The sequence below is a fragment of the Sphingobium sufflavum genome, assembly GCF_021403115.1.
GTDB lineage: Bacteria > Pseudomonadota > Alphaproteobacteria > Sphingomonadales > Sphingomonadaceae > Sphingobium > Sphingobium sufflavum.
Genome location: NZ_JAJSSH010000005.1, coordinates 12,221 through 34,299, shown reverse-complemented (window position 1 = coordinate 34,299; position 22,079 = coordinate 12,221). Strand labels below are relative to the sequence as shown.

Annotated in this window: 24 protein-coding genes and 2 pseudogenes; 11 read left to right on the top strand and 15 right to left on the bottom strand. The window is 61.8% G+C overall.

Annotated elements, in window-relative coordinates; genetic code table 11:
• Positions 1 to 29 precede the first annotated feature (29 nt).
• On the top strand, positions 30 to 647 hold the full coding sequence (locus LWE61_RS09255) for a TetR/AcrR family transcriptional regulator (protein ID WP_326490629.1): 618 nt from the start codon (positions 30 to 32) through the stop codon (positions 645 to 647).
• A gap of 25 nt (positions 648 to 672) precedes the next feature.
• Here the strand turns inward: LWE61_RS09255 and LWE61_RS09250 are convergent, their stop codons facing one another.
• Entirely contained in the window at positions 673 to 1,347 is a 675-nt protein-coding gene (locus tag LWE61_RS09250; RefSeq protein ID WP_234149774.1) for a TetR/AcrR family transcriptional regulator, read from the bottom strand.
• 174 nt (positions 1,348 to 1,521) lie between these two features.
• On the opposite strand from LWE61_RS09250, the gene LWE61_RS09245 reads away from it, so the two are divergent.
• The 3 genes from LWE61_RS09245 to LWE61_RS09235 all read left to right on the top strand — a co-directional run bounded on the left by LWE61_RS09245 (position 1,522) and on the right by LWE61_RS09235 (position 4,328).
• Positions 1,522 to 1,791 (top strand): hypothetical protein, encoded by a 270-nt coding sequence (locus tag LWE61_RS09245; protein WP_234149773.1) that lies wholly within the window; start codon positions 1,522 to 1,524, stop codon positions 1,789 to 1,791.
• Positions 1,792 to 2,062: 271 nt separating this feature from the next.
• Positions 2,063 to 3,091: a glycosyl hydrolase family 79 N-terminal domain-containing protein gene (locus LWE61_RS09240; protein ID WP_234149772.1), complete on the top strand. Its 1,029-nt coding sequence runs from the start codon at positions 2,063 to 2,065 to the stop codon at positions 3,089 to 3,091.
• A 76-nt stretch (positions 3,092 to 3,167) separates the two neighbouring features.
• A complete protein-coding gene (locus LWE61_RS09235; RefSeq protein WP_234149771.1) occupies positions 3,168 to 4,328 on the top strand; it encodes an alpha/beta hydrolase in 1,161 nt (386 codons plus the stop codon).
• A 525-nt stretch (positions 4,329 to 4,853) separates the two neighbouring features.
• Here LWE61_RS09235 and LWE61_RS09230 read toward each other — a convergent pair.
• The 3 genes from LWE61_RS09230 to LWE61_RS09225 all read right to left on the bottom strand — a co-directional run bounded on the left by LWE61_RS09230 (position 4,854) and on the right by LWE61_RS09225 (position 7,085).
• On the bottom strand, positions 4,854 to 5,252 hold the full coding sequence (locus LWE61_RS09230; protein WP_267961670.1) for a ParB-like protein: 399 nt from the start codon (positions 5,250 to 5,252) through the stop codon (positions 4,854 to 4,856).
• Entirely contained in the window at positions 5,155 to 5,400 is a 246-nt protein-coding gene (locus LWE61_RS20620; RefSeq protein WP_267961669.1) for a ParB N-terminal domain-containing protein, read from the bottom strand. The genes LWE61_RS09230 and LWE61_RS20620 overlap by 98 nt, the downstream gene beginning before the upstream one ends.
• Positions 5,401 to 5,483: 83 nt before the next feature.
• A complete protein-coding gene (locus LWE61_RS09225) occupies positions 5,484 to 7,085 on the bottom strand; it encodes a SulP family inorganic anion transporter (RefSeq protein ID WP_234149770.1) in 1,602 nt (533 codons plus the stop codon).
• Positions 7,086 to 7,427: 342 nt separating this feature from the next.
• Here LWE61_RS09225 and LWE61_RS09220 point away from each other — a divergent pair, with 342 nt between their 5' ends.
• Positions 7,428 to 8,054, top strand: coding sequence for a hypothetical protein (locus tag LWE61_RS09220; protein ID WP_234149769.1), 627 nt, complete (start codon positions 7,428 to 7,430; stop codon positions 8,052 to 8,054).
• Positions 8,055 to 8,057: 3 nt separating this feature from the next.
• On the opposite strand, the gene LWE61_RS09215 is transcribed toward LWE61_RS09220, so the two are convergent.
• The 5 genes from LWE61_RS09215 to LWE61_RS09195 form a co-directional block, all read right to left on the bottom strand.
• On the bottom strand, positions 8,058 to 8,426 hold the full coding sequence (locus LWE61_RS09215; protein WP_234149768.1) for a response regulator: 369 nt from the start codon (positions 8,424 to 8,426) through the stop codon (positions 8,058 to 8,060).
• A 58-nt stretch (positions 8,427 to 8,484) separates the two neighbouring features.
• Positions 8,485 to 9,054: a fasciclin domain-containing protein gene (locus LWE61_RS09210; RefSeq protein ID WP_234149767.1), complete on the bottom strand. Its 570-nt coding sequence runs from the start codon at positions 9,052 to 9,054 to the stop codon at positions 8,485 to 8,487.
• Positions 9,055 to 9,128: 74 nt separating this feature from the next.
• Positions 9,129 to 9,815, bottom strand: coding sequence for an anti-sigma factor (locus LWE61_RS09205; RefSeq protein WP_234149766.1), 687 nt, complete (start codon positions 9,813 to 9,815; stop codon positions 9,129 to 9,131).
• Entirely contained in the window at positions 9,808 to 10,383 is a 576-nt protein-coding gene (locus LWE61_RS09200; protein WP_234149765.1) for a sigma-70 family RNA polymerase sigma factor, read from the bottom strand. Before LWE61_RS09200 ends, LWE61_RS09205 begins: the two co-directional genes overlap by 8 nt.
• Positions 10,384 to 10,700: 317 nt before the next feature.
• Entirely contained in the window at positions 10,701 to 11,627 is a 927-nt protein-coding gene (locus LWE61_RS09195) for a LysR family transcriptional regulator (RefSeq protein WP_234149764.1), read from the bottom strand.
• Positions 11,628 to 11,759: 132 nt separating this feature from the next.
• On the opposite strand from LWE61_RS09195, the gene LWE61_RS09190 reads away from it, so the two are divergent.
• From LWE61_RS09190 to LWE61_RS09180, 3 genes are read left to right on the top strand one after another with little or no spacing between them, the layout of a single operon-like run.
• Entirely contained in the window at positions 11,760 to 12,089 is a 330-nt protein-coding gene (locus tag LWE61_RS09190) for a nuclear transport factor 2 family protein (RefSeq protein WP_234149763.1), read from the top strand.
• Entirely contained in the window at positions 12,086 to 12,463 is a 378-nt protein-coding gene (locus LWE61_RS09185; RefSeq protein WP_234149762.1) for a hypothetical protein, read from the top strand. The genes LWE61_RS09190 and LWE61_RS09185 overlap by 4 nt, the downstream gene beginning before the upstream one ends.
• Complete coding sequence (locus LWE61_RS09180) at positions 12,417 to 12,866, top strand: oxidoreductase (protein WP_234149761.1); 450 nt, start codon at positions 12,417 to 12,419, stop codon at positions 12,864 to 12,866. The genes LWE61_RS09185 and LWE61_RS09180 overlap by 47 nt, the downstream gene beginning before the upstream one ends.
• Positions 12,867 to 12,896: 30 nt before the next feature.
• On the opposite strand, the gene LWE61_RS09175 is transcribed toward LWE61_RS09180, so the two are convergent.
• Positions 12,897 to 13,247: a glycine zipper 2TM domain-containing protein gene (locus tag LWE61_RS09175; RefSeq protein WP_234149760.1), complete on the bottom strand. Its 351-nt coding sequence runs from the start codon at positions 13,245 to 13,247 to the stop codon at positions 12,897 to 12,899.
• Between the two features lie 361 nt (positions 13,248 to 13,608).
• On the opposite strand from LWE61_RS09175, the gene rsgA reads away from it, so the two are divergent.
• Positions 13,609 to 14,643, top strand: coding sequence for a ribosome small subunit-dependent GTPase A (rsgA, locus tag LWE61_RS09170; RefSeq protein WP_234149759.1), 1,035 nt, complete (start codon positions 13,609 to 13,611; stop codon positions 14,641 to 14,643).
• Positions 14,644 to 14,649: 6 nt separating this feature from the next.
• On the opposite strand, the gene LWE61_RS09165 is transcribed toward rsgA, so the two are convergent.
• On the bottom strand, positions 14,650 to 15,342 hold the full coding sequence (locus LWE61_RS09165; protein ID WP_234149758.1) for a hypothetical protein: 693 nt from the start codon (positions 15,340 to 15,342) through the stop codon (positions 14,650 to 14,652).
• Between the two features lie 291 nt (positions 15,343 to 15,633).
• A complete protein-coding gene (locus tag LWE61_RS09160; RefSeq protein WP_234149757.1) occupies positions 15,634 to 17,937 on the bottom strand; it encodes an arylsulfatase in 2,304 nt (767 codons plus the stop codon).
• A gap of 104 nt (positions 17,938 to 18,041) precedes the next feature.
• On the opposite strand from LWE61_RS09160, the gene LWE61_RS20950 reads away from it, so the two are divergent.
• Positions 18,042 to 18,179, top strand: a complete 138-nt coding sequence (locus tag LWE61_RS20950; RefSeq protein WP_407696219.1) for a LysR family transcriptional regulator — start codon at positions 18,042 to 18,044, stop codon at positions 18,177 to 18,179.
• Here LWE61_RS20950 and LWE61_RS09155 read toward each other — a convergent pair.
• Together LWE61_RS09155 and LWE61_RS09150 are read right to left on the bottom strand one after the other, a co-directional pair.
• Positions 18,145 to 18,240, bottom strand: a pseudogene (locus tag LWE61_RS09155) (IS5/IS1182 family transposase); the annotation flags it as partial. The gene LWE61_RS20950 and the pseudogene LWE61_RS09155 sit on opposite strands and share 35 nt — an antisense overlap.
• A gap of 86 nt (positions 18,241 to 18,326) precedes the next feature.
• Positions 18,327 to 18,518, bottom strand: a pseudogene (locus tag LWE61_RS09150) (IS3 family transposase); the annotation flags it as partial.
• Positions 18,519 to 18,859: 341 nt separating this feature from the next.
• On the opposite strand from LWE61_RS09150, the gene LWE61_RS09145 reads away from it, so the two are divergent.
• Complete coding sequence (locus LWE61_RS09145) at positions 18,860 to 21,070, top strand: TonB-dependent receptor (protein WP_234149756.1); 2,211 nt, start codon at positions 18,860 to 18,862, stop codon at positions 21,068 to 21,070.
• A gap of 55 nt (positions 21,071 to 21,125) precedes the next feature.
• Here the strand turns inward: LWE61_RS09145 and LWE61_RS09140 are convergent, their stop codons facing one another.
• The gene (locus LWE61_RS09140) at positions 21,126 to 21,995 is read right to left on the bottom strand and encodes an SDR family NAD(P)-dependent oxidoreductase (RefSeq protein WP_234149755.1); all 870 of its coding nucleotides are present in this window, start codon (positions 21,993 to 21,995) and stop codon (positions 21,126 to 21,128) included.
• Positions 21,996 to 22,079 lie beyond the last annotated feature (84 nt).

The following is a 22,079-nucleotide window of genomic DNA, read 5'->3' as shown; positions in this document are numbered from 1 at the left end:
AGCGAGTATCCATCTGTCAACGGGGTAACGTGAGCGAGAAAAAACGCATAAGGCGCGAGCCAGCCGAGACGCGGACCCTGATTCTCGATGCTACTGAGGCATTGATGCAGGCGGAGGGCTATGCCGCCGTCAGTTCGCGGCGCGTTGCCAAGGAGGCGGGGCTGACTGCGCCCCTTGTCCATTATTATTATCCGACGACCGACGACCTGTTCGTGGATTTGCACCGACGCATGACAGAGCGGCAGGTGGCGGACCTTGGCCGGATACTGGACTGCGCCGATCCGGTGACAGCATTGTGGGAGTATCAGGCAGGCTGGGCGCAGTCCGCGCTGGGCGTGGAGTTTATCGCGCTCGCCAACCATCGCAAGGCTATCCGGCCACTGATCGCGGAGCGCACCGAGGCGGCGAGAGACGTGCAGGCCAGTGCGATAGCAAAGGCGCTGGAGCGTTCGGGCGTCGATACGACCGTGCTGCCGCCGGTGGCGCTGGCGATGATGCTGGTGGGGATCGCGCGCACGCTGGCGAATGAGGAGAGCGTCGGTATTACACGCGGCCATTCCGAAGTGCGGGCCTGCGTCGACGCGTTGCTGGCACGGTTGCGGGAAGGGGAGCTCACCAAGGGACGCGACGCACTCTTCCGCGGGTAGCGCGATATGGACAGCCGATCCGTGGCTACCAGCCCGCTCGTCCGGAAAAGAGAATATCGACGACCTTGTCGGCATAGCCAGCCATGGATTGCTCGGAGACCACCGCGCCCGGATCGGCGGCGTTGCCGGGAAAGGCCGTCAGCATCCCCACGAAAATGGCGGCCAGTTGCCGGGGATTTTCAATGACGACTCCCTCCTTCACCCTGAACTGCGCCATCTGCTCCTCCAGCACATCGATCATCCGACCGTCACGGATGCTCTGCACCTCCTCGGCCACCGGACGGGCGCTACCCCAACATTCGCGGATCAGATTTCCGAAGGCTTTTACTTCCGCATCCTGACTCCAGTGCAGCATCGATCTGGCAAAATAGCGGAGCCTGTCCTCCAGCGTGTCGCCGCGCGGTGCGGGGCGTTGCTGCGCCATCACCGACCATGTCTCCACCCGCTCCCGCATCATGGCGCGAAGCAGCGCCACCTTGTCAGCGTAACGCTGGTAGAGCGTGACCTTGGTGACGCCCGCATGGCTGGCGATGGCATCCATCGTCGTCCCGGCGAAACCGTTGGCGAGGAAACAGGCTCGCGCCGCATCCAGGACACGCCGGTCAATCGCCTGGGCTTCCTTGCGCGATGGGCGCCCGCGCCGCATTTTCTCGCTTTCCGGGGGCGATGGCAGACTGTCGGGTTCGTCCTGTCGGCTCACCGGATGATTTCCTTTCCATGGACGCAGAGAGGGCGTTTTTTCCGCGCGTAATGCAAATGACGGCAACCCGAAAGCGCGCGCCCATAAATATACTAATAGTATATTTAATTGACATCCCCGATCTGACCAGAGATATCGCTGGGGTCAGGCACAACGGCACTACGGGGATAGAGGATGATGAGGGCTTTCACATGCCGCACGGCAACAGCGGTCCTGATCGGCCTGACGGGCGTCGCGGGTTCGAACGTCGGAGCGGAAACGGTCAGCGTGGCTCCGTCCCGCCTGCCGAAAGTCGGGCAGATGGACCCGCGTTTCCAATCCTATAATCTCGATCTTATCGCGATCACGGGTATGACGACGCCCGCGCCAAAGGCTCCTGGGGCACCACGGGCGGGCGAGGAAGCAGACAGCGATGAGCGCCTCCATACCGTGATGAGCGGGTGAAGCTCGAAAAGCCGCTCGACCTTGGCAATAGGCGCCTGCGCGCGCTGGCCGCTGCCCTGGGTCCGGCCTATCTGCGCACCAGCGGTACGTCCGCCAATTCCGTTTACTTCCAGAATGATGACAGGTCGCCGCTGGCGCAGTCCCCGGCGGGCTATGGTTCGGTGCTGACCCGCGCCCAGTGGAAGGGCGTCATCGATTTCACCCGCGCCGTCGATGCAAAGCTGCTCATGTCCTTCACCGTCAATATGGCGGTGCGGGACAGCGAAGGGGTGTGGACCCTTTACAGGCGGCTCCTCTGGTCGACTATACCCACCGCATCGGCGGTGCGATCGACGCGGCGGAACTGTTCAACGAACCCAATCTGCCAAACTATGGCGGCGCGCCAAAGGGCTATGACGCGGCCCGGTTCGCACGGGATCAGGTGGCGTTCCGCGCCTTTGCCGCCAAGGCACTGCCGAAGATGAAGATCGTGGGACCGGGCGATGTGGTGGTGGCGAACATGCCGCTGCCCGGCAATATGACGGGAGCCGCGCTGATGACCGGCACGCCGACGCCGCGCTTCGATGTCATCTCCTATCATTTCTATCCCGCTGTGGCGCCGCGCTGCGCTCCGTCCGACACGCCGGTCGGCACCAGCCCGGACAAGGCGCTGACCGACGACTGGCTTGCGCGGACGGACAAATCCTTCCTCGATCATAAGGCGTTGCGCGACCGTCTCGCCCCCGGCGCGCCGATCTGGAATACGGAGACGGCCGGCGCGGCGTGCAGTGGCGCACCCTGGAGCGCCACTTTCATCGACTCCTTCCGCTATATCGACCAGTTGGGGAGGCTGGCAAAAATGGGCGCGAGCATGGTCTTCCATCAGACGCTGGTGGGCGGGAATTATGGCTTGCTCGATCCAGAAAGCTTCACGCCGCGCCCGAACTATTGGGTTGCGCTGCTCTGGCGGCGGCTGATCGGGTCGACGGTCCTCGATGCGGGGTCCGGTAAGCCGGGCCTCCATCTCTACGGCCATTGCCAGCGCGGCGGGAAGGGCGGCGTTACCATCGTCGCCATCAACACCGCGACGCAGCCGCAAACATTGGAACTGGGGGCGAAGAGCGATCTCTACGCGCTCACTGCCCCCGAATTGCAGGACAAGACGGTGTTGCTGAACGGCCGTCCGCTGAGGCTGGGTGATCGGGACAGCATCCCGGTCCTGAAGCCGCAGTCTCTGCCTTCGGGCAACGCCGTCCTGGCGCCTACCAGCATCAATTTTCTGGTGCAACGGGGCGCGAACAATCCTGTCTGCCGCCAATAGAATACACGGCAGTGTCGGCAAAAGATGTAATGTATCGGATATTGCGGAACGTCCCGGAACAGGGAAGGGTAACAGCATGGCGAGCGGGGACGTGATGAAGGGCCAACAGTCTGGCGGAGACGATCCGGCACTTGCGATGAGCCGCCGTGGTATGCTGGGCCTGTCTGCCGCCTTTGTCGGAGCGGCCGGAACGCTATCCATTACTGCGGAGGGGGCCACGATTGTAGAGGGGCACGCGACCACAGATGCAGCGGTAACGACCGCAGCCGATGGCGCGGTTCACCTGCCGGCTCGCAATATCGAACCGCCGCTCTCCATCAGCGAGGCTGCTCGCGCTTATCTGCGTAAGGGCGCGAGTACACCGGCAGAGCCGTCGCCGCCGGTCAACGATGCCGCGGCATGGCGCAAGAAGATCGCCGATCACGATGCCCGCATGTTGCGCATGATGAACGGCGGAGACCTTGTCCTTCCGGGCTTCACGGTGGAAGACCGCATGGTCGGGGGCGCGAAAGTCTATGTCATCACGCCGCCCGCTTCCGCGCCCAATCAGGGCAAGCCGCATCTCAGCATCCATGGCGGCGGCTGGACCAGCCTGGGCGGCAAGATCAACCGCGTTCTCGCGCAGGTGCAGGCCCAGCAATATGGCGGCATAATCTACGCGGTCGACTATCGCATGCCGCCGGATCATCCCTTCCCGGTGCCCCTCGATGACTGCCTTGCGGTCTATCGCGACATGACGAAACGCTATCGGCCGGAGAAGATTCTGGTTTCGGGCGGCTCCGCAGGCGCCAATCTGGCGGCTGCGCTGATGCACAAGGCACGGGACGCGGGATTACCGCAGCCGGGCGCGCTGTTGCTGGATACGCCGGTGGTGGACCTGACGGGCACCAGCGACTCCCTGCAAACCAATCAATATCTCGATACGCTGCTGAAAGTCTGGCGGCAGGATGCGAATGTCGCGCTCTATGCAGGTGGCGCTGACCTCGCCAATCCCTATCTCTCCCCCCTTATGGGAGATCTGTCGCGCGGCTTTCCGCTGACCTATCTGCGCACCGGCACCCGCGACCTCTTCCTGTCCGACACCGTTCGCTTCCACGCCGCCCTGCGCAAGGCCGGTGTTGATGCTGATCTCTATGTTGGGGAGGCCATGCCGCACGGCGGTTTCGGCGGGCGCACCCCCGAAGATAGGGATGCGGTCGCGGATGCCTTGCGGTGGCTGGCGCGACACTGGACCTGACGCGGCCAATGCCAGGCGGTTTCGCGGCATCGGTGACGGCATCGTCATGGCCTTATCGGACTACGTTTAGCCTTGTTGCCTTCCTTCGTGGCGGGCCTTCCACTGCAATGGGTACAGCCTGCAGAAGGCGACGCTCCGTGTGGGCGCGGTCAGCGAGACGATGAAGGGTCTATCCGGCCACGAAAAGGACGATGCACTCGCCATCCACGCCGCTGAGGCTGACCAACAGCGTCTGGCGGGCAATGTTGGCACGGCGGGAGATGCAGAGGGATTCTCAGTTCGCCGTGGCGATGATCGGTTCAGAGCAAACGACTGCGTTTTCCTCACCTCATTCCAGGGTAAGGCACTGAACGCGCATTTGGGTCAGTAAATGGAGGATTCTGTGAAAGACGCTGCCTCCCCTAACTGGATGCGCAATGCCGCCTCACCATGACCGACCTGGACGCATATGTTGGGGAACTAACGATCGGCAAGGGTCGATTTCGCAGTGGGCTTGACGAAACAGGGATGGTCCTCTGCGCCTGACTATTCGCCGCTTCGACCCGCCCATCCCGGCAAATGGCGGGCATCGCGAGCGCGGGCGACGACCAGAGCGCGTTCCAGTGCCTTGGGGTATTTCTCCTTTAGCATCCGCTTGCGGATATGATCGCGGAAATAGTCTGCCCAGAGAAATTCGGAATAGGGCGTCGGCGTTTTCGCAAACCCGCCCGCCTCGCGGACGTCCCCCGCCAGCGAGCGATAGGGGTCGTCGATCAAACCGCCGACATGGCTTGGAATGTCTTTCCACGAGCATGGCCGTCCTTCCTCGTCATAGGGATGCAGCCAGTTATGCGCGTCCATGAAGGCGAGGAAGCGCTTCTTCGGCAGATGGTCGAGACGCGCGAGGATGGAGATCAGGACCATCTCCACCCCTTCGAGATGCAGCGCGAGCGCCAGATGGTGATGATCGACGATCCAAGGGGCGCTTGTCGGGGCCGATAACCGCCGGGATCATCCGCTCGCCCAGATAATGCCCGGCCTCGTTCTGCGCGCGGCCGCGCCACTCGTGCGCCTTGCGGTCCACCTCACGCATGCCAACGGTGATCTGCGTGGGGCGCAGGTCGCTGATTTTCACGGGGTTCAATATCGGTTGTACCAGACTGCCGATCGCCATGATCAACTCTCCTTGCCCGCGCGCGCTGTGGCATCCGCGACGCTGTAGGTGAATATGTCTGCAAACTGGTCCTGACCGCTCGTCATCAATATGTCGCGCACGCGATCATGCGCGCGAGCGAGAAGCAGGCGGCACTGCATGGAGCCAAGGGCGGTCATGAACTCACCCAGCGCTTCGACGGCAGTGCTGTCGAGGTCATCGCTTTCCTCCAGACTCAGGATCAGCGTGCCGGCGCCGCCGATCCGCGCCCGCTCCGCGATGGCGTGCAGAACGCTTTCGGCATTGGCGAAAATCAGCGGTGCGTTGGGGCGAAAGATCAGAATGTTCGGAAGGGCGGTCGCCTCCGGATGACGGGCGCGATCGACGAAGTCATGCCCGTGATCGAGTTGTCCCAGCTCGCTGAACGAAGGATGCGACAGGCGGTACAGCAATTCCACGATCGAAAGGGCGATGGCGGCGAGCATGCCGTTGAGGACGCCCAGCACCAGAACGCCCAGTGTCGCCGTCACGGCGACCCATTGGTCCCTGCGGATGCGGAACAGCCTGACGAGCGGCCGCGGTGACAGCGCGTGGGTCAGCGCGGCGATGACGACCGCCGCCAGAACGGGCTCCGGGATATGGGCTATCATCGGCGCGGCGAACAGCGCGAGGGCGAGGAGGGCAAGGCTGGCGGTCAACGCCGCGACGCGGCTGGTGGCGCCGGCCGCCTCGTTCGCCGTTCCTGCCGAAAACCCCGCCCCGACCGGCATACCCTGCGCCAGAGCCGACAGTCCATTGGCAAGGCCAAGCCCCGCCAGTTCCCGATTGGGGTTCACTGTGTCGCCGTGCGCCAGTGCGAGTCCGCGCATCGTTCCCCAGCTTTCCGCAAAGAGGATGAGCGCGATCGGTGCAGCGAGTTGCGCCAGATGCGCCCATAGCGCGAAAGTGTCCGGCAATGACGGTGCGGACAGGCTCAGGGCGACAGGCCCGCCCTCGGCTATGCCCAGCGCGTGCAGGTCGACCACTTGCCCGAATAGGATCCCGGCCACGATGATGAGGAGCGCCGCCGGCATACGGGGCACCCGTCGCAGGACGATCAGCGAACAGAGCGCCGCCATGCCCAGAAGGATGCTCGGCCAATGCCACTGGCCCGTCTGTTCGCCCAGTGTTGTCAGAATGGACAGGATGGAACCGCCCCCGGTGGCAACGCCCGTCAGTTTCGGCAATTGCTTGATGACGATGGTGATGGCGAGGCCGAATGCAAAGCCGCGCAGCACCGGGCGGGAGACAAAGCCTGCCAGACCGCCAACGCGAAAGGCGGCGAGTCCCAGGAAGATGACACCGACAATCAGCGTGAGCGCGGTCGCCATCATGGCCCTGTGCGCCGGATCGGTGTTGAGGCCCACCAACGCGGCGGCGAGGATCGCGGCAGAGGATGAGGTGGGGGAAATAATGGCGAAACGGCTTCGTCCGACGAGTAAATAGGCAAGGCCGCCCGTGATGCCCGCCGCCAGCGCCCGGCCGGGCGGCAGTCCCGCTATCCCCGCATAGGCGATGCCTTCCGGCAATATGAGACCGGCCACCGCAAGCCCCGCCAGCATATCGCGCCCCGGCAATATTTTCATCCCGTCGAGTCCTCTCACAAACTCACATTACGAGCGGGAGAGGCTGACACAACCGCTTCTCAATGCGGACGCGCAGGCTCGACGGTCGAGTGTCAGGTGTGAGGCGCCGCCGCATCGGCTTGGGGTAACGAACGTGAAATGAAAAGTCATCGATTGGCGCTGGCTAGGCGGCTGAAAACTATTAATCTTCAGTGGCATCTCGGAGGATTCGTAATGATGTCTCGGTATCTTGGATTGGGCGCAGCATTGTGTGTGGCGGTCATCGGCACGGCCGTCGTGGCACAGCCGACAAGCGGGCTTGCCGACCTCGTGGGGGCCAGGGCGGCTGGGGGGGAAACCCAATTGGAGGCACGGGGGTATAGCTTCGTTACGACCAACATAGTCCGCGATACCAAATGGTCCTATTGGTATAATCAACGGCTCCGGCAGTGCGCGCAGGTTGCGACCTCCGACGGACGCTATACGGCGATCAACGCCGTCCCGGAGGAAAATTGCCGCGTCACGGCAGACAGATCATCACGCCCTGATTATCGGCCCCAGCCTGAAGCGGAGCGCCCCTCCGGGGAGTCGCTCACGCTCATTTGTTACGGCTCTGGCAGTGGCCCTGCGGCGCAAAGCTATTCGGGCTATAGTTATAACAGCCGGAGCAAGCGGTTCGAGCCGCAGTTCGGCACAACGCTGGGACGGGAGGGGTTCGCATCCGACGTTCAGGTCGAGATCTGGCGCGGTCGTGGCCGCATCCACCTGGCGGGCAAGCTGGTCTCACCCATTCATTCCGGTGGCACTGACGGATGGTGGCCGATCGACGAACTGGTGGTGACACCCGATCGGATAACAGGTCGCTATCGCCTCAACGGCATGAACAAGCCGCGTCTGGACATAGACCGCCGCACCCGGAGCATCCGTATCAACGCAGCCACAAACTTTGTCGGGCGCTGTGACGCGGGCGACTGGCGGCGGCAGGATTGAGGCTCAATTCGCGCAGCCGTCATATGAGGTGATCGTGGCCGCCAGTGTTGCGGAGGTGAACGGTTTTCTCAGGAACTTGCCGAGCCGCCTGTCGAAATCGGCGCGCGAGGTAAAGCCCGACATGACGATGATGCGGACATCGGGGCACCGCCCGCTCACCCTGCGGGCAAGGTCGAGACCGTCCATCTCGCCCGGCATCTGCACATCGGTCACGAGGATGTCGAAGGTGAGGCCCCCGTCGACCATGGCCCACGCCGCGTCGGCCGTGGCGGCGTTCTCCACCAGAAAGCCGCCATCCTCCAGCGTTTCGCACAGAATCTGTCGCAGCATCGCCTCGTCCTCGACGAGCAATATCACGTCTGGCCGCATCATGCGCTCCACGGCTTGACGGGAAGGCGGAGGTGCCGATGGGCGCCTCCGCCAGACCCGCTCAGGGCATCAGGACGGTATCGACGACGTGGATGACGCCGTTGGACTGCATCACATTGGCGATGGTGATCTTGGCCTTGCCGCCCTTCGCGTCGGTCAGCCACCAGCCGCCCATCTTGTCCTTGGACGCGGTGAGTTGCTCGCCCTGAACCGTGGTGAGCATGGCCTTGCCGCCCTGCGCCTTGGCCTTGGCCTCGATGTTCGCGGCGGTCAGGCGACCGGGGACGACATGATAGGTCAGGATCTTGGTCAGCGTGGCCTTGTTCTCCGGCTTCACCAGCGTGTCGACCGTACCGGCCGGCAGCTTCGCAAAGGCGGCGTTGGTCGGCGCAAAAACGGTGAAGGGGCCGGGACCGGAGAGCGTCTCGACCAGACCGGCGGCCTTGACCGCGGCGACGAGCGTGGTGTGGTCCTTCGAGTTCACCGCATTCTGGATGATGTTCTTGGCGGGGTACATGGCCGCGCCGCCCACCATCGGGTTCTTGGCCTGAACCGATGCGGTTCCGGTCAGCAGCAGCGCGCCGGCGAGGGCGAAGGCAATCTTGCGGGGGTGTGCTTTCACGATGAGCATCCTTCTTCTGGCACACCAAAACCGGAGTGCGGGAGAAGATACGGCGGCGGTTGCGTGCCGGATGCAGGGGCGGATCAGATTATTGAGATTTTTCCTGTCAGGATCGGTGTCGATGTGGGTGCCTTGTGCGGGGCGGTCGCCGGATCTTCCAGCGTGATCGCCAGTGTCACGCCATTGCGCAGGAACTGGCGCAGTCGGCCCTCGACCGCGAGCCTGCCCCCATCCGCCCCGATCAGGCCGAGCGAGCGGGGCACCCCGTCCTCCGGTATGACCCATAGTTCGGGGCTTTTTGTGCCGCCTTGCAGGCTATTGGGGCCGAGGCGCAGCACGCCGGCCTGCGGATCATAGCTGATCGCCATGGTTGCCGACCCTTGCGCGTCGGCCAGTTGCGATACACCGACCGTTTCCGGCGCTTGCGATGCCGGGCGGGGGAGGATGAGGACGAGCGCCAGACTGGCGGCCATGACCCCCGCGGCGATGGCGCCGCCACGCCACAGGCGCAGGCTGCGGATTTGCCCGCTGGAGGGGCGGTCCGCGATCCGCACCTCGACGGCGTTCCACACCCGGTGCGAGGGCCATTCCAGCGGCGTGGCGTCGAGCAGCGGGGACAGGCGGTGTCCCCATGCCTCCACCTCGGCCGCGAAACCGGGGTCGGACAAGCACAGTCGAAGCGCCTCGGCACGCTCCGACCCTTCGAGCAGGCCCAGCGCCAGTTCCGCCGCCAGATCGGCACGATCCGGGGGAAGGGGACCGTCAACCATCGCCCAAGCACTCCTTCAATCCCTGCATCCCGCGCCTGATCCAGCTTTTGATCGTGCCGAGCGGGGTTCCCATGCGTTCGGCCAGTTCCTGATAGGTCAGACCGCCCAGGAATGTCCGGCGGATGGCGTCGGACTGCCTGATGTCGAGACCATCGAGACAGGTGAGCAGACGCCTCTGCGCCTCGTCCTGCTGTATCGTCGCATCCGCCAGCGGGGCGTCATCGGCGACCGTGTCAAGTGCATCCTCGCCCGCCGCATCATGGCGAGCTTGCGTCCGTCGCCAGTCGATCGCGGCATTGCGCGCGATCATCGCCAGCCAGCTTATCGGGCTTGCCAATCCTTCGTCGAAAGATGCTGCCCGCCGCCACACCTTCACATAGACATCCTGCAAAATATCCTCCGCGGCTTCCCGGTCCCCGGAGATACGGAGGCAGATGCCGAAAAGTTTCGCGGAGGTGAGATCATAGACATGGCGCAGGCCGGATCGGTCCCCGGCAGCGGTCCGATGTAGGGCGGACACCAGCCGGACTCGGGCGTTGTGCGCATTGTTGTCGACTGTCCTCGCCACGACCACCCCGTCTCCTGCATCTCATGCACTGCATGAATACAATAGTATGGCGATAATCTCCCATCCCAGCACCCGGACACAGATAAAAATAATGGATGTCGCCTCCGCCCTTGTCGGCACGCGTTGTTGGCACTCATCTCGCGCAATGATTTCCTTGCGGCAGTCTGCCACTCCCGATCGTCCCGGCCGGACTAGCGGACGGTCTGCGGCAGGAGAAAGAAATTTGACCGCTGAAGGTCTGTAATGGGTCGATAAGGCAAGCAAGAGCCTGGCTGGTTTCGAGAGGCACCTGACGGACAGGGCCATCTGGCATCCGCTTATGATTGTACGGCTGATCGACGCACTATTCTATCTGCCGCGAAATCGCGGGCGAGATCTATGAAGGCCTTGAAGGCCGCAGACGGATTGCGTCGGCTTGGATAATATAGGGCAAGCGAAGCGAGCGGTGGTGTCCAATCCTCCAGCACCCGCACCAGCCGGCCTGACTCCAGATCCTCGCGGACATCGGACTCCATGAAGAAGCCGATCCCGAAATCGTTCAAGACGGTGATGCGGGAGAGGCTTGCCTCGTCGAGTGTGACGGGGCCTGCGACGTCAATCTGGACCGGCTGTCCGTTCTTCTCAAAATGCCATCGGTATAGCGCCCCGTTGGGCAGCCTGACACGAATACACTGGTGGTTATGAAGGTCCGTCGGAACTTGTGGCGTGCCATGTTGCTCGAAATAGGCTGGCGACCCGACGGCAGCGAAACGGCGCGCCGTTCCGAGGGATACGGCGATCATATCGCTTGGAACCAGATCGGCAGTGCGGATACCCAGGTCAAAGCCATCGGCAACGACGTCGACAAGGCGGCCTTCCGTGACCAGGTCGATATGGACCTTGGGATAACGCCGCAGGAATTCCAGGATGAGCGGCTTCAAAACTTCGCGCGCACCGGTCGCGAACGCGTTGATACGCAGCGTTCCGGATGGCACCTCCTGCTGCGCGCGCGCTGTTTCCATCGCATCGTGAATATCCTGCAAGGCGGGACCGACCTTGCCGACGAAGTCCTTTCCGGCGTCCGTCAGAGAGACGCTCCGGGTGGTGCGGTTGAAGAGCCGAACGCCAAGCTGCTTCTCCAGCTTGCCTATGGCGTTGCTGAGCGCCGTGGTCGAAACGCCAAGGTCGATCGCCGCCGCCCGAAACGAGCCCCGGCGCACGATCGCGATCACCGCATCAAGTTCGATCAGATTGTGTCGGTTCATTGTTCCGTTATTCGCAATATCACATCCATCTTTGTCCCGATTATCGCGAAGCGCGTCCAGCGCTAAATCGGTTCCATACCCGCGGCGCCATGGACCTCTCCATGCTCTGGTCACCGGTCAATGGAGGACATCATGAACATCCACCTGCCAGACGTCATAGCCCGCTTCTTCTTGTCCGACACGGCGAATGATGCCGAGGGGCTGGCAAGGTGCTTCACTGTCGATGCCGTCGTGAAGGACGATGGCGAGACTCGCAAAGGACACGATGCCATTCGCGACTGGAAGCGGGAATATACCGAGAAATACAACTCCACAGTCGAGCCCATCGCGATGGCGGAGGACTGTGGTCACACGGTTGTGACGGGACATGTGCAGGGCGATTTCCCCGGCAGCCCCGTCGATCTGCGCTACGTCTTCACGCTCGACAGCGGGAAGATCTCGGCTCTGGAGATCACCGCATGAGCCCGTTCCTCAGCCTGGAAGGCAAGCGCGCGCTCATCATCTCGGGCACCCGTGGTGCAGGCAAGGCCACCGTGTCCCTGTTCCGCCAGCTTGGCGCCCGGATTTTGACGACGGCCCGGACCAAGACGTCGGATATATCGGACGAGGAATTCCTTGCCGCCGACCTCACGACCCTCAAGGGCTGCGCAGACCTTGTTGACGCTGTGCGGACGCGCCTGGGTGGTGTCGATGTTATCGTCCATATGCTCGGCGGTTTCATCGTCGCCCGCAGGCGGCTTCGCTGCACTGGGCGACGAGCACTAGCGCGCGGAAATCGATCTCAACCTGATGCCTGCCATTCGCCTCGATCGCGAATTGGTGCCGGAGATGGTTGACCGAGGGAGCGGCGTCGTCATCCACGTCACCTCGATCCAGCACGAACTCCCGCTGCCGGAGGCGACGACCGCCTACGCCGCCGCAAAGGCCGCGCTTTCCACCTATAGCAAGGCCCTGTCGAAGCAGGTGTCACCGAGTGGTGTGCGGGTCGTCCGAGTCTCGCCCGGCTGGATCGAAACGGAGGGCACCGGGGCGTTCCTCACGCGGGTCGCCGCCGAGCATGGCGGAGACATCGAGATCGGCCGGCGAATTATCATGGACTCGCTCGGCGGTATTCCAATTGGCAGGCCGTCGATGCCGATGGAGGTTGCCGGCCTGATCGCGTTCCTCTCCTCCGATCTTGCCGGCTCCATCACCGGAACTGAATATGTCATCGACGGCGGGACGGTGCCGACGGCGTGAATGAGAGTTGATCGGCGGTTCTGCTGCCGATCAGCACTTGCCTGACCGCTCGACCTCACGGCCGAGCAGGGCGCCGGCACCAGCACCCAGAACGGTTCCGGTCGTGCGCTCTCCTCTGGTGTCGATGGCCCGACCCAGCAGCCCACCAGCCACGCCGCCCAGCAACAGGCCGGTTGTGCCGCCCGAGCGGCAGTTGCTGCGGTTGGAATAGCGACGATCATTATGGGCGCGACGGTTGTCATAGCGGTCACGATACTCGTCGCTGCGATAACCGCTGCGCTCATGCCGGCTCCAGCCACGATCATGGTCACGCGCCTGCGCGGCGACCGGCGCAGTCAACGTTGCAGTGACCAGAGCGATGCTCAAGAGTGTCTTCTTCATGATCCTGTTCCCTTATCAAAGCCGTGATCATCTTCTGCAATGATGCAGGTGGCGCAACGCTGAACCAGCCGTGCAGCCTGCGTTCACCTTGTCGGAACGGAAGTGAGCGGGAACGATATCCAGAATCTCTGTGCCACACGGAACGATCTGCGCTAGGCAGCGATCGCCCGCCAGGAACGCCGAAACGCATCTGTCGGAGAAGGACGCACCGATCGCAGTGAAAGACAGTGGGTTGATGTGCAGCGCTTTGACCGAGTTGCAGACATGGCATTGGCCCACTTTGCAACTGAAAGGCCTCATCGTTTGAGGCGCGTAGATGTGAGGGATGACCGCTATCGTTTGTTTGACGGCTGGAAACGGAATGACCGAGGTGATGATCGAGCTTGGCTGGCGGCCGTCCTTTGACGAGCAGATGTCCGACAGCGACCGGGAAACCACCGTTCCCGTCCGGGTGATGGCGGTGCATCGCGGCAAAATCGCGGTGTCGGGCGCGGGGCTGAATGTGCTGATCTCACCCCACATCTGTGTGGATGGCGTTGCGCAGGAACATCCCACGGTCGGCGACTGGGTTCTGCTCGATCGGCGCAGTCATGAGCCAAGACGGGTACTGGACCGCGAAAACCTCTTCAGGCGGCCGGCGCCGGGAACCGACCGGAAGCATCAGCTCATTGCCGCGAATGTCGACACTCTGTTCCTGGTCGCATCCTGCAACGAGGATTTCAGCGTCGCCCGGCTGGAGCGATATCTGGTCCTGGCGCGCGAGGTGAACGTGCGGCCGGTCATCGTTCTCACAAAGATCGACCTGACCGATGCGCCGGAACGCTTTGCGCAAGCGGCACGGGGCCTCCAGCCGGATTTGCTGGTGGAAATGGTGAACGCCCGCGATCCCGCCAGCGTCGCCAAACTGGCGGCATGGTGCGCCAGAGGTCTGACGGTCGCGTTGATGGGATCATCGGGCGTTGGCAAGTCGACGCTGGTCAACACGCTGAGGGGGAGCGACAGTATCGCCACCCAGGCGATCCGCAAGGCAGACGGGACCGGTCGTCACACGACGACTGTCCGGGAGATGCACCGACTGGCGCAGGGGGGCTGGCTGCTCGACACGCCGGGTATGCGCGCCCTGCAATTATCCGATACCGCATCAGGCATTGCCGAGGTTTTCGACGACTTCCTGGCGGCCGCCCAGCAATGCCGCTTTTCCGACTGCGCGCATCAGGCGGAACCGGGCTGCGGCGTTCAGGCCGGTATCGCCGCCGGAACCTTGACCACGGCCCGGTTCGAGCGATGGCGCAACCTGGCGGCGGAGGATCGTCTGAACAGCGCCAGCATGGCCGAGCGCAGGGCGCTGGCGCGGATAGCACCAAAGGCGGTGCCGTTCAGGCGCGGCAAGCGATAGCGCTGGTCACGTTCCTGCGGCGCCTCTTTTTGAGGCAAGCACGGCTTTCCAACGCGCATCCAGCTTTGTCTGCGCATGGCTGCCTTTCACATGGGACACGAAAGAGAGGCCGCGCAAAGCGACTTTGTGACCGCTGAGCCACCGACCGGATATGCTGTAACCGACATCATAGATCGCCATGTCCTCATGGGGTTCGCCATCGACCAGAAAGCGAGTGGATATTGCGATAGGGAGTCGCTCGTCGCCGCGACTATCATCGGGGAGCCTCGCGTGGTTGCGCGCCGTCTTCAGCGCGTCCTCGAACCAGGCGGCCTCGATCCTCGGTTCACCCGTCGTTTCCGCTGCCGCGACGCCGAGCGCGGTGGGGAAGGTCATCGTCTGGCTCTGAACGGACTGATCCGCCGAAACCGGCTTCAAAAGCAGTTCGTGATCGCCCGAACTGGTCGCAAGGAGCACCAGAGACGCGGCGCGGGCAGAGGACTGCCGGGCGTCGGCATTTGTCCGCGCCTCTGTAGCGCTGCGTTCGCTCCAGCTGTTCCACAGGGTCAGCCCGGAGATCAGCACCGCGATGACCGCCAGTATCTCGCCCAATGTGATCCAGCGTCGCCGAATGGCTGCCGCTTCTGCCGCGCGCACCTCGGCGTTTGCGGTGGCCTTTGTTTGTGTGGGCGTATCGTTGCGGGAGGGTTCTTCGGTCATGGTGCCGTTCCACCATCCCAGCCCCAAGCAGTCAAGGAGAGGGGGTGCCTCTGCCATGCTATATCCACGCTCGCATCAGCCGGGGCGGTGGTGATGCTGTAGTGCCGGGGCAAGTCTCTCCACCAATATTGCGCTGGCCTGATTATGGCCGATGACCTCTCCCGCAGCTTAGCAGAACGTAGAGATGACCGGCTGTTCGATAGCCATCAGAAATAGCCGACCTTCCGCATCGAGGGAGCGAAAGTCAGGCGCTGAGTAACCAGAATGGGTTGGATGCAGCAGAAGCGACGCTCAATGAAGAGATAGTCCGCCGCCGCCCATGCCGTTGAAGTCGAAGAGAATGTCGGTCAAAGTACCGGGAAACGCCGTGCCTGCCCGATAGCCCGCTAGCACCGGCGAGCCCCAGTCGGTCGCGATGTCGAATGTCTCCGGAATGCCGAAATAGGCGGGCAAGGTAAAGTCGACCTTCTCCTGCGCAATAATCTTGCTGCCCGACCGGATCGTGACGTTGAACGGTACCGCGCCTGCTGCATCCGCTGTGCCGCGCACCACATCGATGGCGATACGCTGTGGCCCCGTGGTCAGCGCCTGGCGCGCGGCGACCGGCACGCTGCGACCACCCAGATCGTTCATCACCAGCATGGGAATACCGTCCTTCAGATAAAAGGCGATGCCGCCCATCCGTCCGCCCATGGAGAAGATCGGCGCGGTCACGCCCGCGTCCGCCAGGTTCAGCTTGGCCGACATGCGGAAGCCTCGTGTGTTGATCGGCGGTGCGATCATAGAGGCGAGGTTGCTGGTTGGCCCGGCATAATGCCATTTGCCCCTGCGCCGCGCGAAATCCTCCGCGGCGATTCTGGCGGACTCGCCTGCCGTGTCGCTCAGATTATGGATGGGATAGACATTATAGCGCTTGGCCTGCTCGTTGAATGCGGCGGCCATGGCGGTGACGCGCTCTGGGTAGCGCGCGGCTAGGTTCGTCGTCTGGCCGGGATCCTTTTGCAGATCGTACAACTCCCACGGTTCATCAAAGGTCTTGGCGGTCTGCCAGTCCCATGTCTTGTATCGATGGGAGGTGACAATCTGCCAACCATCCTGCCACAGGCCCTTGTTGCCATAGAGTTCGACATATTGCGGCCCTTCATGGCCGGGCGCCCTTGGGGACGCGAAGCTCGCCGTCAGATTTTGGCCTTCCATCGGCAGTTGCGGCACATTGTTCACCGTTTCGGCGAGCTTTACGCCGGTCGCAGCCAGCAGGGTGGGAGCGATATCCGCGACATGGGCGAACTGCGGGCGCAGTTCCCCCCGTGCGGCGATGCCCTTTGGCCAGGCGATCACCAGAGGAACGCGTGTCCCGCCCTCATGCGTCGTCTGTTTGTAATAGCGAAAAGGGGTGTCCCCCGCGACCGCCCAGCCATAGGCATAATGGGGATAGGTCGATGCACTCCCCCATTGATCCAGAAACGCGCGGTTATCCGCCACGGACAGGCCCCGGCCCGTAACCGCAGCCTCATTATACAGTCCATGAGGACCGCCTTCCGCACTGGCGCCATTGTCGGAGGTGATGACGATGATCGTATTGTCCAGTTCGCCCGATGACTGAAGCGTATCGAGTATCCGCCCGAACTGGGCATCGGCATAGGAAAGGGAGGCGGCGAACACCTCCATCTGCCGTGCGTAAAGCTGCTTTTCTTCCGCGCTCAGACTGTCCCAGCGCGGCATGGTGTCGGGCAATGGCGCCAGCTTCGTACCGCTGGGCATCAGGCCCTTGGCGATCTGCTGGTGCAATATCTCTTCGCGGACCTTGTCCCAGCCCTGATCGAACTTGCCTTTGTATCGAGCAATCCACTCCGGCGGTGCGTGATGCGGTGCGTGGGCCGCGCCGGTGGCCCAGTACATGAAGAAGGGGCGCTCGGGATCCGTGGCCCCGCGCGACTGGATCATCGCGATGGCCTGGTCGGCGAGATCGGCGCTCAAATGATAATTGGCAGTCCGCGGGCGACCGATAGTTGTGACGTCGCGGACAAGCTGCGGCTCCCAATTATTCGCGTCGGCCGAGAGGAAGCCATAGAAGCGGTCGAAACCCTGACCCGTCGCCCAATAGGTAAAGGGGCCGGCGGTCGAGACATCGGCATTGGGCAGATGGTCCCATTTGCCGAGCGCATAGGTGGCATAGCCTGCGGCGTGGAAATTGGCGGCGACGGTCCCAGCCCCCGCTGGGATATGGGCGTCATATCCGGAGAAATTGCGCGCCGCTGTCGCATGGCCACCGATATGGACGCTATGCGGCATGCGTCCGGTCAGCAGGGAAGCGCGCGAGGCCGAGCAGATCGGCGCCGTGTGATAGTTGGAATAGCGTAGGCCCATCGCCGCCGCCCGGTCGATATTGGGCGTCTGGACGAGGCCGCCAAAACTGGACACTTGCGCAAAGCCCACATCATCCATCAGCCAGAGCAGGACGTTGGGTCGCTGTTGCTGGACAGGCGCGGGAGCGGCAGGCGGCGCAGCAGGCGACGCGGCCTCGACCTGCGCCGGAACCGGCGACAAAGCCGTTGCCGCCAGAGCGATGGCAAGGACGGTGCGGCGAAGGATCATGGCAATTCCCCTGCTACGCGATGATGCGCTCTTTCCAACAGGTTTGATTGGGCAGGGGACATGTGTCTAATACATTCAGATATGATTTTTGATACCTATAGCTGATGATGGATTTGCGGAACCTCCGGTGTGTCGTGGTTTTGGCGCGGCGCCTCAGTTTTGCGCGGGCTGCGGAGGAACTGGGCATCTCGCAACCTGCGCTCACCCGTGCGGCTCGATCAAATGCCATTCCGCGTCGGTAAGATCACTTCCATAGCGAACCCCTGCACGGCTATGATGCGCGCGGGCGGTCGGGTTCCACATGATGGCTTCCAAGGTTGGTGTCGCAACCCCTCGGAATCATATCGAAACTCGATCGTCCACCGTTACATCAGCGTTCCGACACAGCCTCTAAGCAAGATCGGTTTTTTTGGGCGTGCCTTATCCAACGCCTCCCTGAGAATCTCCGCCTCGAGCGTCTTGCGTCCCAGATCACGCTCGAGCTCGCGGATGCGCTGCTCCATCTGGCGAACCAGCTTGTTGTTCGTCACATCATCGTCGCCACTCACCGCGATGATCCCTCCTTCCAGCATCAGGCGTCGCAAAATCTTGCCAAATCAGCTCTTGAAGCTGCCTAATCTTTCTCGGCCGCAAAGTGTTTATCTGGACAAGAGTGCTCGACTTCCTCTTGGCTCGAGGCCGGGGAGGGGGCTCAAGTTTGAGTGCCACCACGTGGGCGCCACCACCCTGCGGTCGGGGGAAAAGGGACGCGTAATGACGTCGGAAGGGCGAACGTTGACTCCCAAATCCTTCGTTGCTAACGAAATGACGAACAAGCTCGCCGCGCAGACGGCACAATATGGAATGCACGGCTATATGTCTCCTTCAATTGGGAGATGCAGCCGTCATAGAGGAGGATGTGTTGGCCTTAAAAAGATCTCAAATGTCATCGATGTTGGCGCTCCTCGCTTCGTTTGGGGCATTACCGGGCGTCGCGAAAGCACAGGTAAGTGGCGCTGTTGAGCCAACTGTTTCACCCAAGTCAGCTGAGACGGAGATCTACAGTGAAATAGTGGTCACCGCTCAGCGTAGAGCGGAGCGCTCCGTCGACGTTCCAATCACTGTAACAACGTTGGGTGCAGACCAGATTGCAACTGCAAATGTCCGGGACCTTTCGGACATATCACGTGTCACGCCCTCGTTGCGTTTCGACAATGCGGCGGCCTTCGCACAGCCAACGATTCGAGGGATCGGTACTGCTGTTGTAACATCGGGCGTGGGGTCCAATGTTGGTATCTACATAGACGGCTTCTACTCTCCTAATCCACTTGCCGCGAACAGTCAGTTGTTGAATGTTCAAAGCATCCAGGTGCTTAAAGGGCCCCAAGGGACATTGTTCGGCCGGAATACGACCGGCGGTGCCATTCTGATCCAGTCGAAGGAACCCAGCGAGGATCCCGCCGCGAGCGTCAAAGTGTCTTATGGTCGATTCAACCAGCTGGTCACGCAGGGATATGCCACTTATGGACTTGCTCCAGGTCTCGCTATCGATGCCGAGGGCATGTATCGCAGGGGGGACGGCTTCCAGACCAATATCGTCGACGGCAACAATAAAATCGGCAAATATGAATCCTGGTCCGTGCGGCTCGGCTTGAAAATGGATTTTTCGGACAGCGTGTCGCTGCTCGTTAGATACATGCACGGCAATGTCGATGACCCGACATCCATGAATGCAAACAGCTATTTCGATCCGGTGCTGGGTGTCGGCGCGCCCAATTTTGCGCCTCCCAGTTCTTATACGGCTAACCCGAGCCTCGTGGCAAAGGACAGGGCCGGTATTTTCACGTCAAAGAACGACACGCTTCAGGCCACATGGAAGGTCGATCTGGGGATCGCCGACCTCACTTCCTATACGCAATATCGGACGGAAGACGTCAATCTCTCCCAAGATCTCGATGCGACCGGACTGCCTATCTTTCAGATCGGCATTCCTGTTCTTAACCAGACATTCAGCCAGGAGATTTTGTTGAGTGCCAAGCCCGGTGAGCCGCTCCAGTGGACGGCAGGGCTATTTTATTTCAGCAACAAGGACCGATACCAGACCTATCTGGACACGGGCGGCGCCTTTCGCACACCGGCGGGACCGAACCGGCTGGGCGGGTCCAGCACGACAACGAAAAGCTATGCTGCTTTTGTCGATGCGACCTATGAACTCGTGTCCCAGCTCTTCCTGACGGCGGGTGTGCGTTACGCGCATGATTCCGTGACCGATGCCTATTACAGCGTCGGCACGAACAATTTTTACGTCCCGTCGATCAGCAGTGACAAGGTCACGCCGCGTGCCGTCATCCGCTACAAGCCATCGGACGAATCCAGCATCTATGCGTCCTATAGCAAAGGGTACAAGGCAGCGATCCTCGACGTTGGCGGTTCCTGCCAGAACCCGCCCGCCTTCCAATGCAATGTCGTGCGGCCCGAAGATGTAAACGCCTTCGAGGTTGGTGCGAAATTTGATAATCGCAGGCTGTCCATCGAGGCGGCCGCCTTCTACTATGACTACAAGAACCTTCAGGTCTCAAGCTATCTCGGTGACGGTCGCGCCAACATCACCAATGCTGCGACGTCCGAAATCTATGGTGTCGAGGGTTCGCTGCGCTATGAACTGAGCCGCCAGTTCAGCATCAATGGGGGAGCGTCCTGGACGCATGCGCGGTATAAAGAATTCACCAACGCGCCAGTCTATCAGCGTTGCCCGACGATCGCAGGTTGCGGTTTCGGTACGTCTTTCTTCATTCCTGCCGGCACGACTTTGAATAATGTGCCCATGCAGAGGACGCCCGAATTTACCGGCAATGTCGGCGCCCGCTATAAAACGGATTTGGCGGGTGGCGAATTCCAGTTGTCGGGGAATCTTTATTATACGTCGAGCTTCAATTTCGGACCGGCCGGAATTCAGTTCCCGCAAAAAGCGTATGAAGTTGCCACGGCCCGCGCGCAATGGACGGATCCTAGCGATACCTACACCATCGCACTGTGGGGGGATAATCTGACCAACAACCGCTATCTTACGGCGGTTCAATATAACAGTTTCGGCCTTGGCGCCAACTGGAGCGCGCCGACGACTTATGGAATTGAGCTGGGTGCGAAGTTCTGACCGGGGATAAACTTGCGGGATATGGCGAATATCGTGCCGCCACACCCCGCAATACCTACCGGATGACCAGTGGATGGTGCGTATGAGGGACGATCTTATGCGTGTCGCGATAGGAGGGGGGCTGGCGTCCCCCTTCGTCCTGAATGCCATATTTGACGGCCATTTCCGCACCGATGACTGTCTGTCCGTTCAGTGCCGATAGCTGCGGATCGTTATAGAGCGCCCATATCACATGCCCGGTGAACTCCGGCGTTTCGATCTGATTACGCAGATAGCCATACTTGTCCGGATCGGCCGCTATCATGCCCAGCAACCTGTCCGTCGCCAGCGCGCCCATCCATATGGACAGGGCTGCCACCTGGCTTTCGGCTGCCCGAAAATCCACAGCCATGTCGAAGGCCATCTTGTCGACGCCCGCCTTGTGCGCGCCATAGGCCGGACCGAGCGAATAATGCGCAGCGCCAGATGCGGAGGTGAAGATGATTAGCCCTTCATTCTGGGCGATCATCGTCGGTGCGGCCAGCCAGCTTGCCACATAACCGCTGCGGATGCCGACATCGATCATGTCGCCAAGCTTTAGCGGCTTTTCCCAGAAATTGCCGGGTGCGCCTAGTTCATCATAGACCGCGGCTGCGTTGTTGACGAGAATGTCCAGGCGGCCTTGCTCCAACCGTATCTGGTCGAACAGGCGCTTCACCTGATCGTCGTCGCTATGATCGCAAACGACGGCAATGCCCTTGCCTCCAGCAGCGCTCACAGCGGCCGCCGTTTCGTAGATCGTGCCGGGAAGGGGGTGATCCCCGGTCTTTTGCGAGCGACCCGTGATATAGACCGTGCAACCGTGGCTGCCCAGCGCGATAGCGATACCGCGGCCTGCGCCGCGACTGGCCCCGGTAACGACGGCGACGATAGATTTATCCGACATGATGCTCCTCTCCGATCGTGGAATATGTTGAGATTGATGTTGGCCGCAGGATGCCGCGGGATATGGATTGTCTCACTCTGCCGG

Coding starts and splice junctions, on each gene's coding strand:
- LWE61_RS09245 (WP_234149773.1), top strand. CDS start 1,522: ATGATGAGGGCTTTCACATGCCGCACGGCAACAGCGGTCCTGATCGGC.
- LWE61_RS09210 (WP_234149767.1), bottom strand. CDS start 9,054: ATGCTCATCGTGAAAGCACACCCCCGCAAGATTGCCTTCGCCCTCGCC.
- LWE61_RS09145 (WP_234149756.1), top strand. CDS start 18,860: ATGTCATCGATGTTGGCGCTCCTCGCTTCGTTTGGGGCATTACCGGGC.
- LWE61_RS09215 (WP_234149768.1), bottom strand. CDS start 8,426: ATGATGCGGCCAGACGTGATATTGCTCGTCGAGGACGAGGCGATGCTG.
- LWE61_RS09225 (WP_234149770.1), bottom strand. CDS start 7,085: ATGAAAATATTGCCGGGGCGCGATATGCTGGCGGGGCTTGCGGTGGCC.
- LWE61_RS09205 (WP_234149766.1), bottom strand. CDS start 9,815: ATGGTTGACGGTCCCCTTCCCCCGGATCGTGCCGATCTGGCGGCGGAA.
- LWE61_RS09140 (WP_234149755.1), bottom strand. CDS start 21,995: ATGTCGGATAAATCTATCGTCGCCGTCGTTACCGGGGCCAGTCGCGGC.
- LWE61_RS09235 (WP_234149771.1), top strand. CDS start 3,168: ATGGCGAGCGGGGACGTGATGAAGGGCCAACAGTCTGGCGGAGACGAT.
- rsgA (WP_234149759.1), top strand. CDS start 13,609: ATGACCGAGGTGATGATCGAGCTTGGCTGGCGGCCGTCCTTTGACGAG.
- LWE61_RS09195 (WP_234149764.1), bottom strand. CDS start 11,627: ATGAACCGACACAATCTGATCGAACTTGATGCGGTGATCGCGATCGTG.
- LWE61_RS09160 (WP_234149757.1), bottom strand. CDS start 17,937: ATGATCCTTCGCCGCACCGTCCTTGCCATCGCTCTGGCGGCAACGGCT.
- LWE61_RS09190 (WP_234149763.1), top strand. CDS start 11,760: ATGAACATCCACCTGCCAGACGTCATAGCCCGCTTCTTCTTGTCCGAC.
- LWE61_RS09165 (WP_234149758.1), bottom strand. CDS start 15,342: ATGACCGAAGAACCCTCCCGCAACGATACGCCCACACAAACAAAGGCC.
- LWE61_RS09185 (WP_234149762.1), top strand. CDS start 12,086: ATGAGCCCGTTCCTCAGCCTGGAAGGCAAGCGCGCGCTCATCATCTCG.
- LWE61_RS20620 (WP_267961669.1), bottom strand. CDS start 5,400: ATGCGTGAGGTGGACCGCAAGGCGCACGAGTGGCGCGGCCGCGCGCAG.
- LWE61_RS09175 (WP_234149760.1), bottom strand. CDS start 13,247: ATGAAGAAGACACTCTTGAGCATCGCTCTGGTCACTGCAACGTTGACT.
- LWE61_RS09180 (WP_234149761.1), top strand. CDS start 12,417: ATGCCTGCCATTCGCCTCGATCGCGAATTGGTGCCGGAGATGGTTGAC.
- LWE61_RS20950 (WP_407696219.1), top strand. CDS start 18,042: ATGATGGATTTGCGGAACCTCCGGTGTGTCGTGGTTTTGGCGCGGCGC.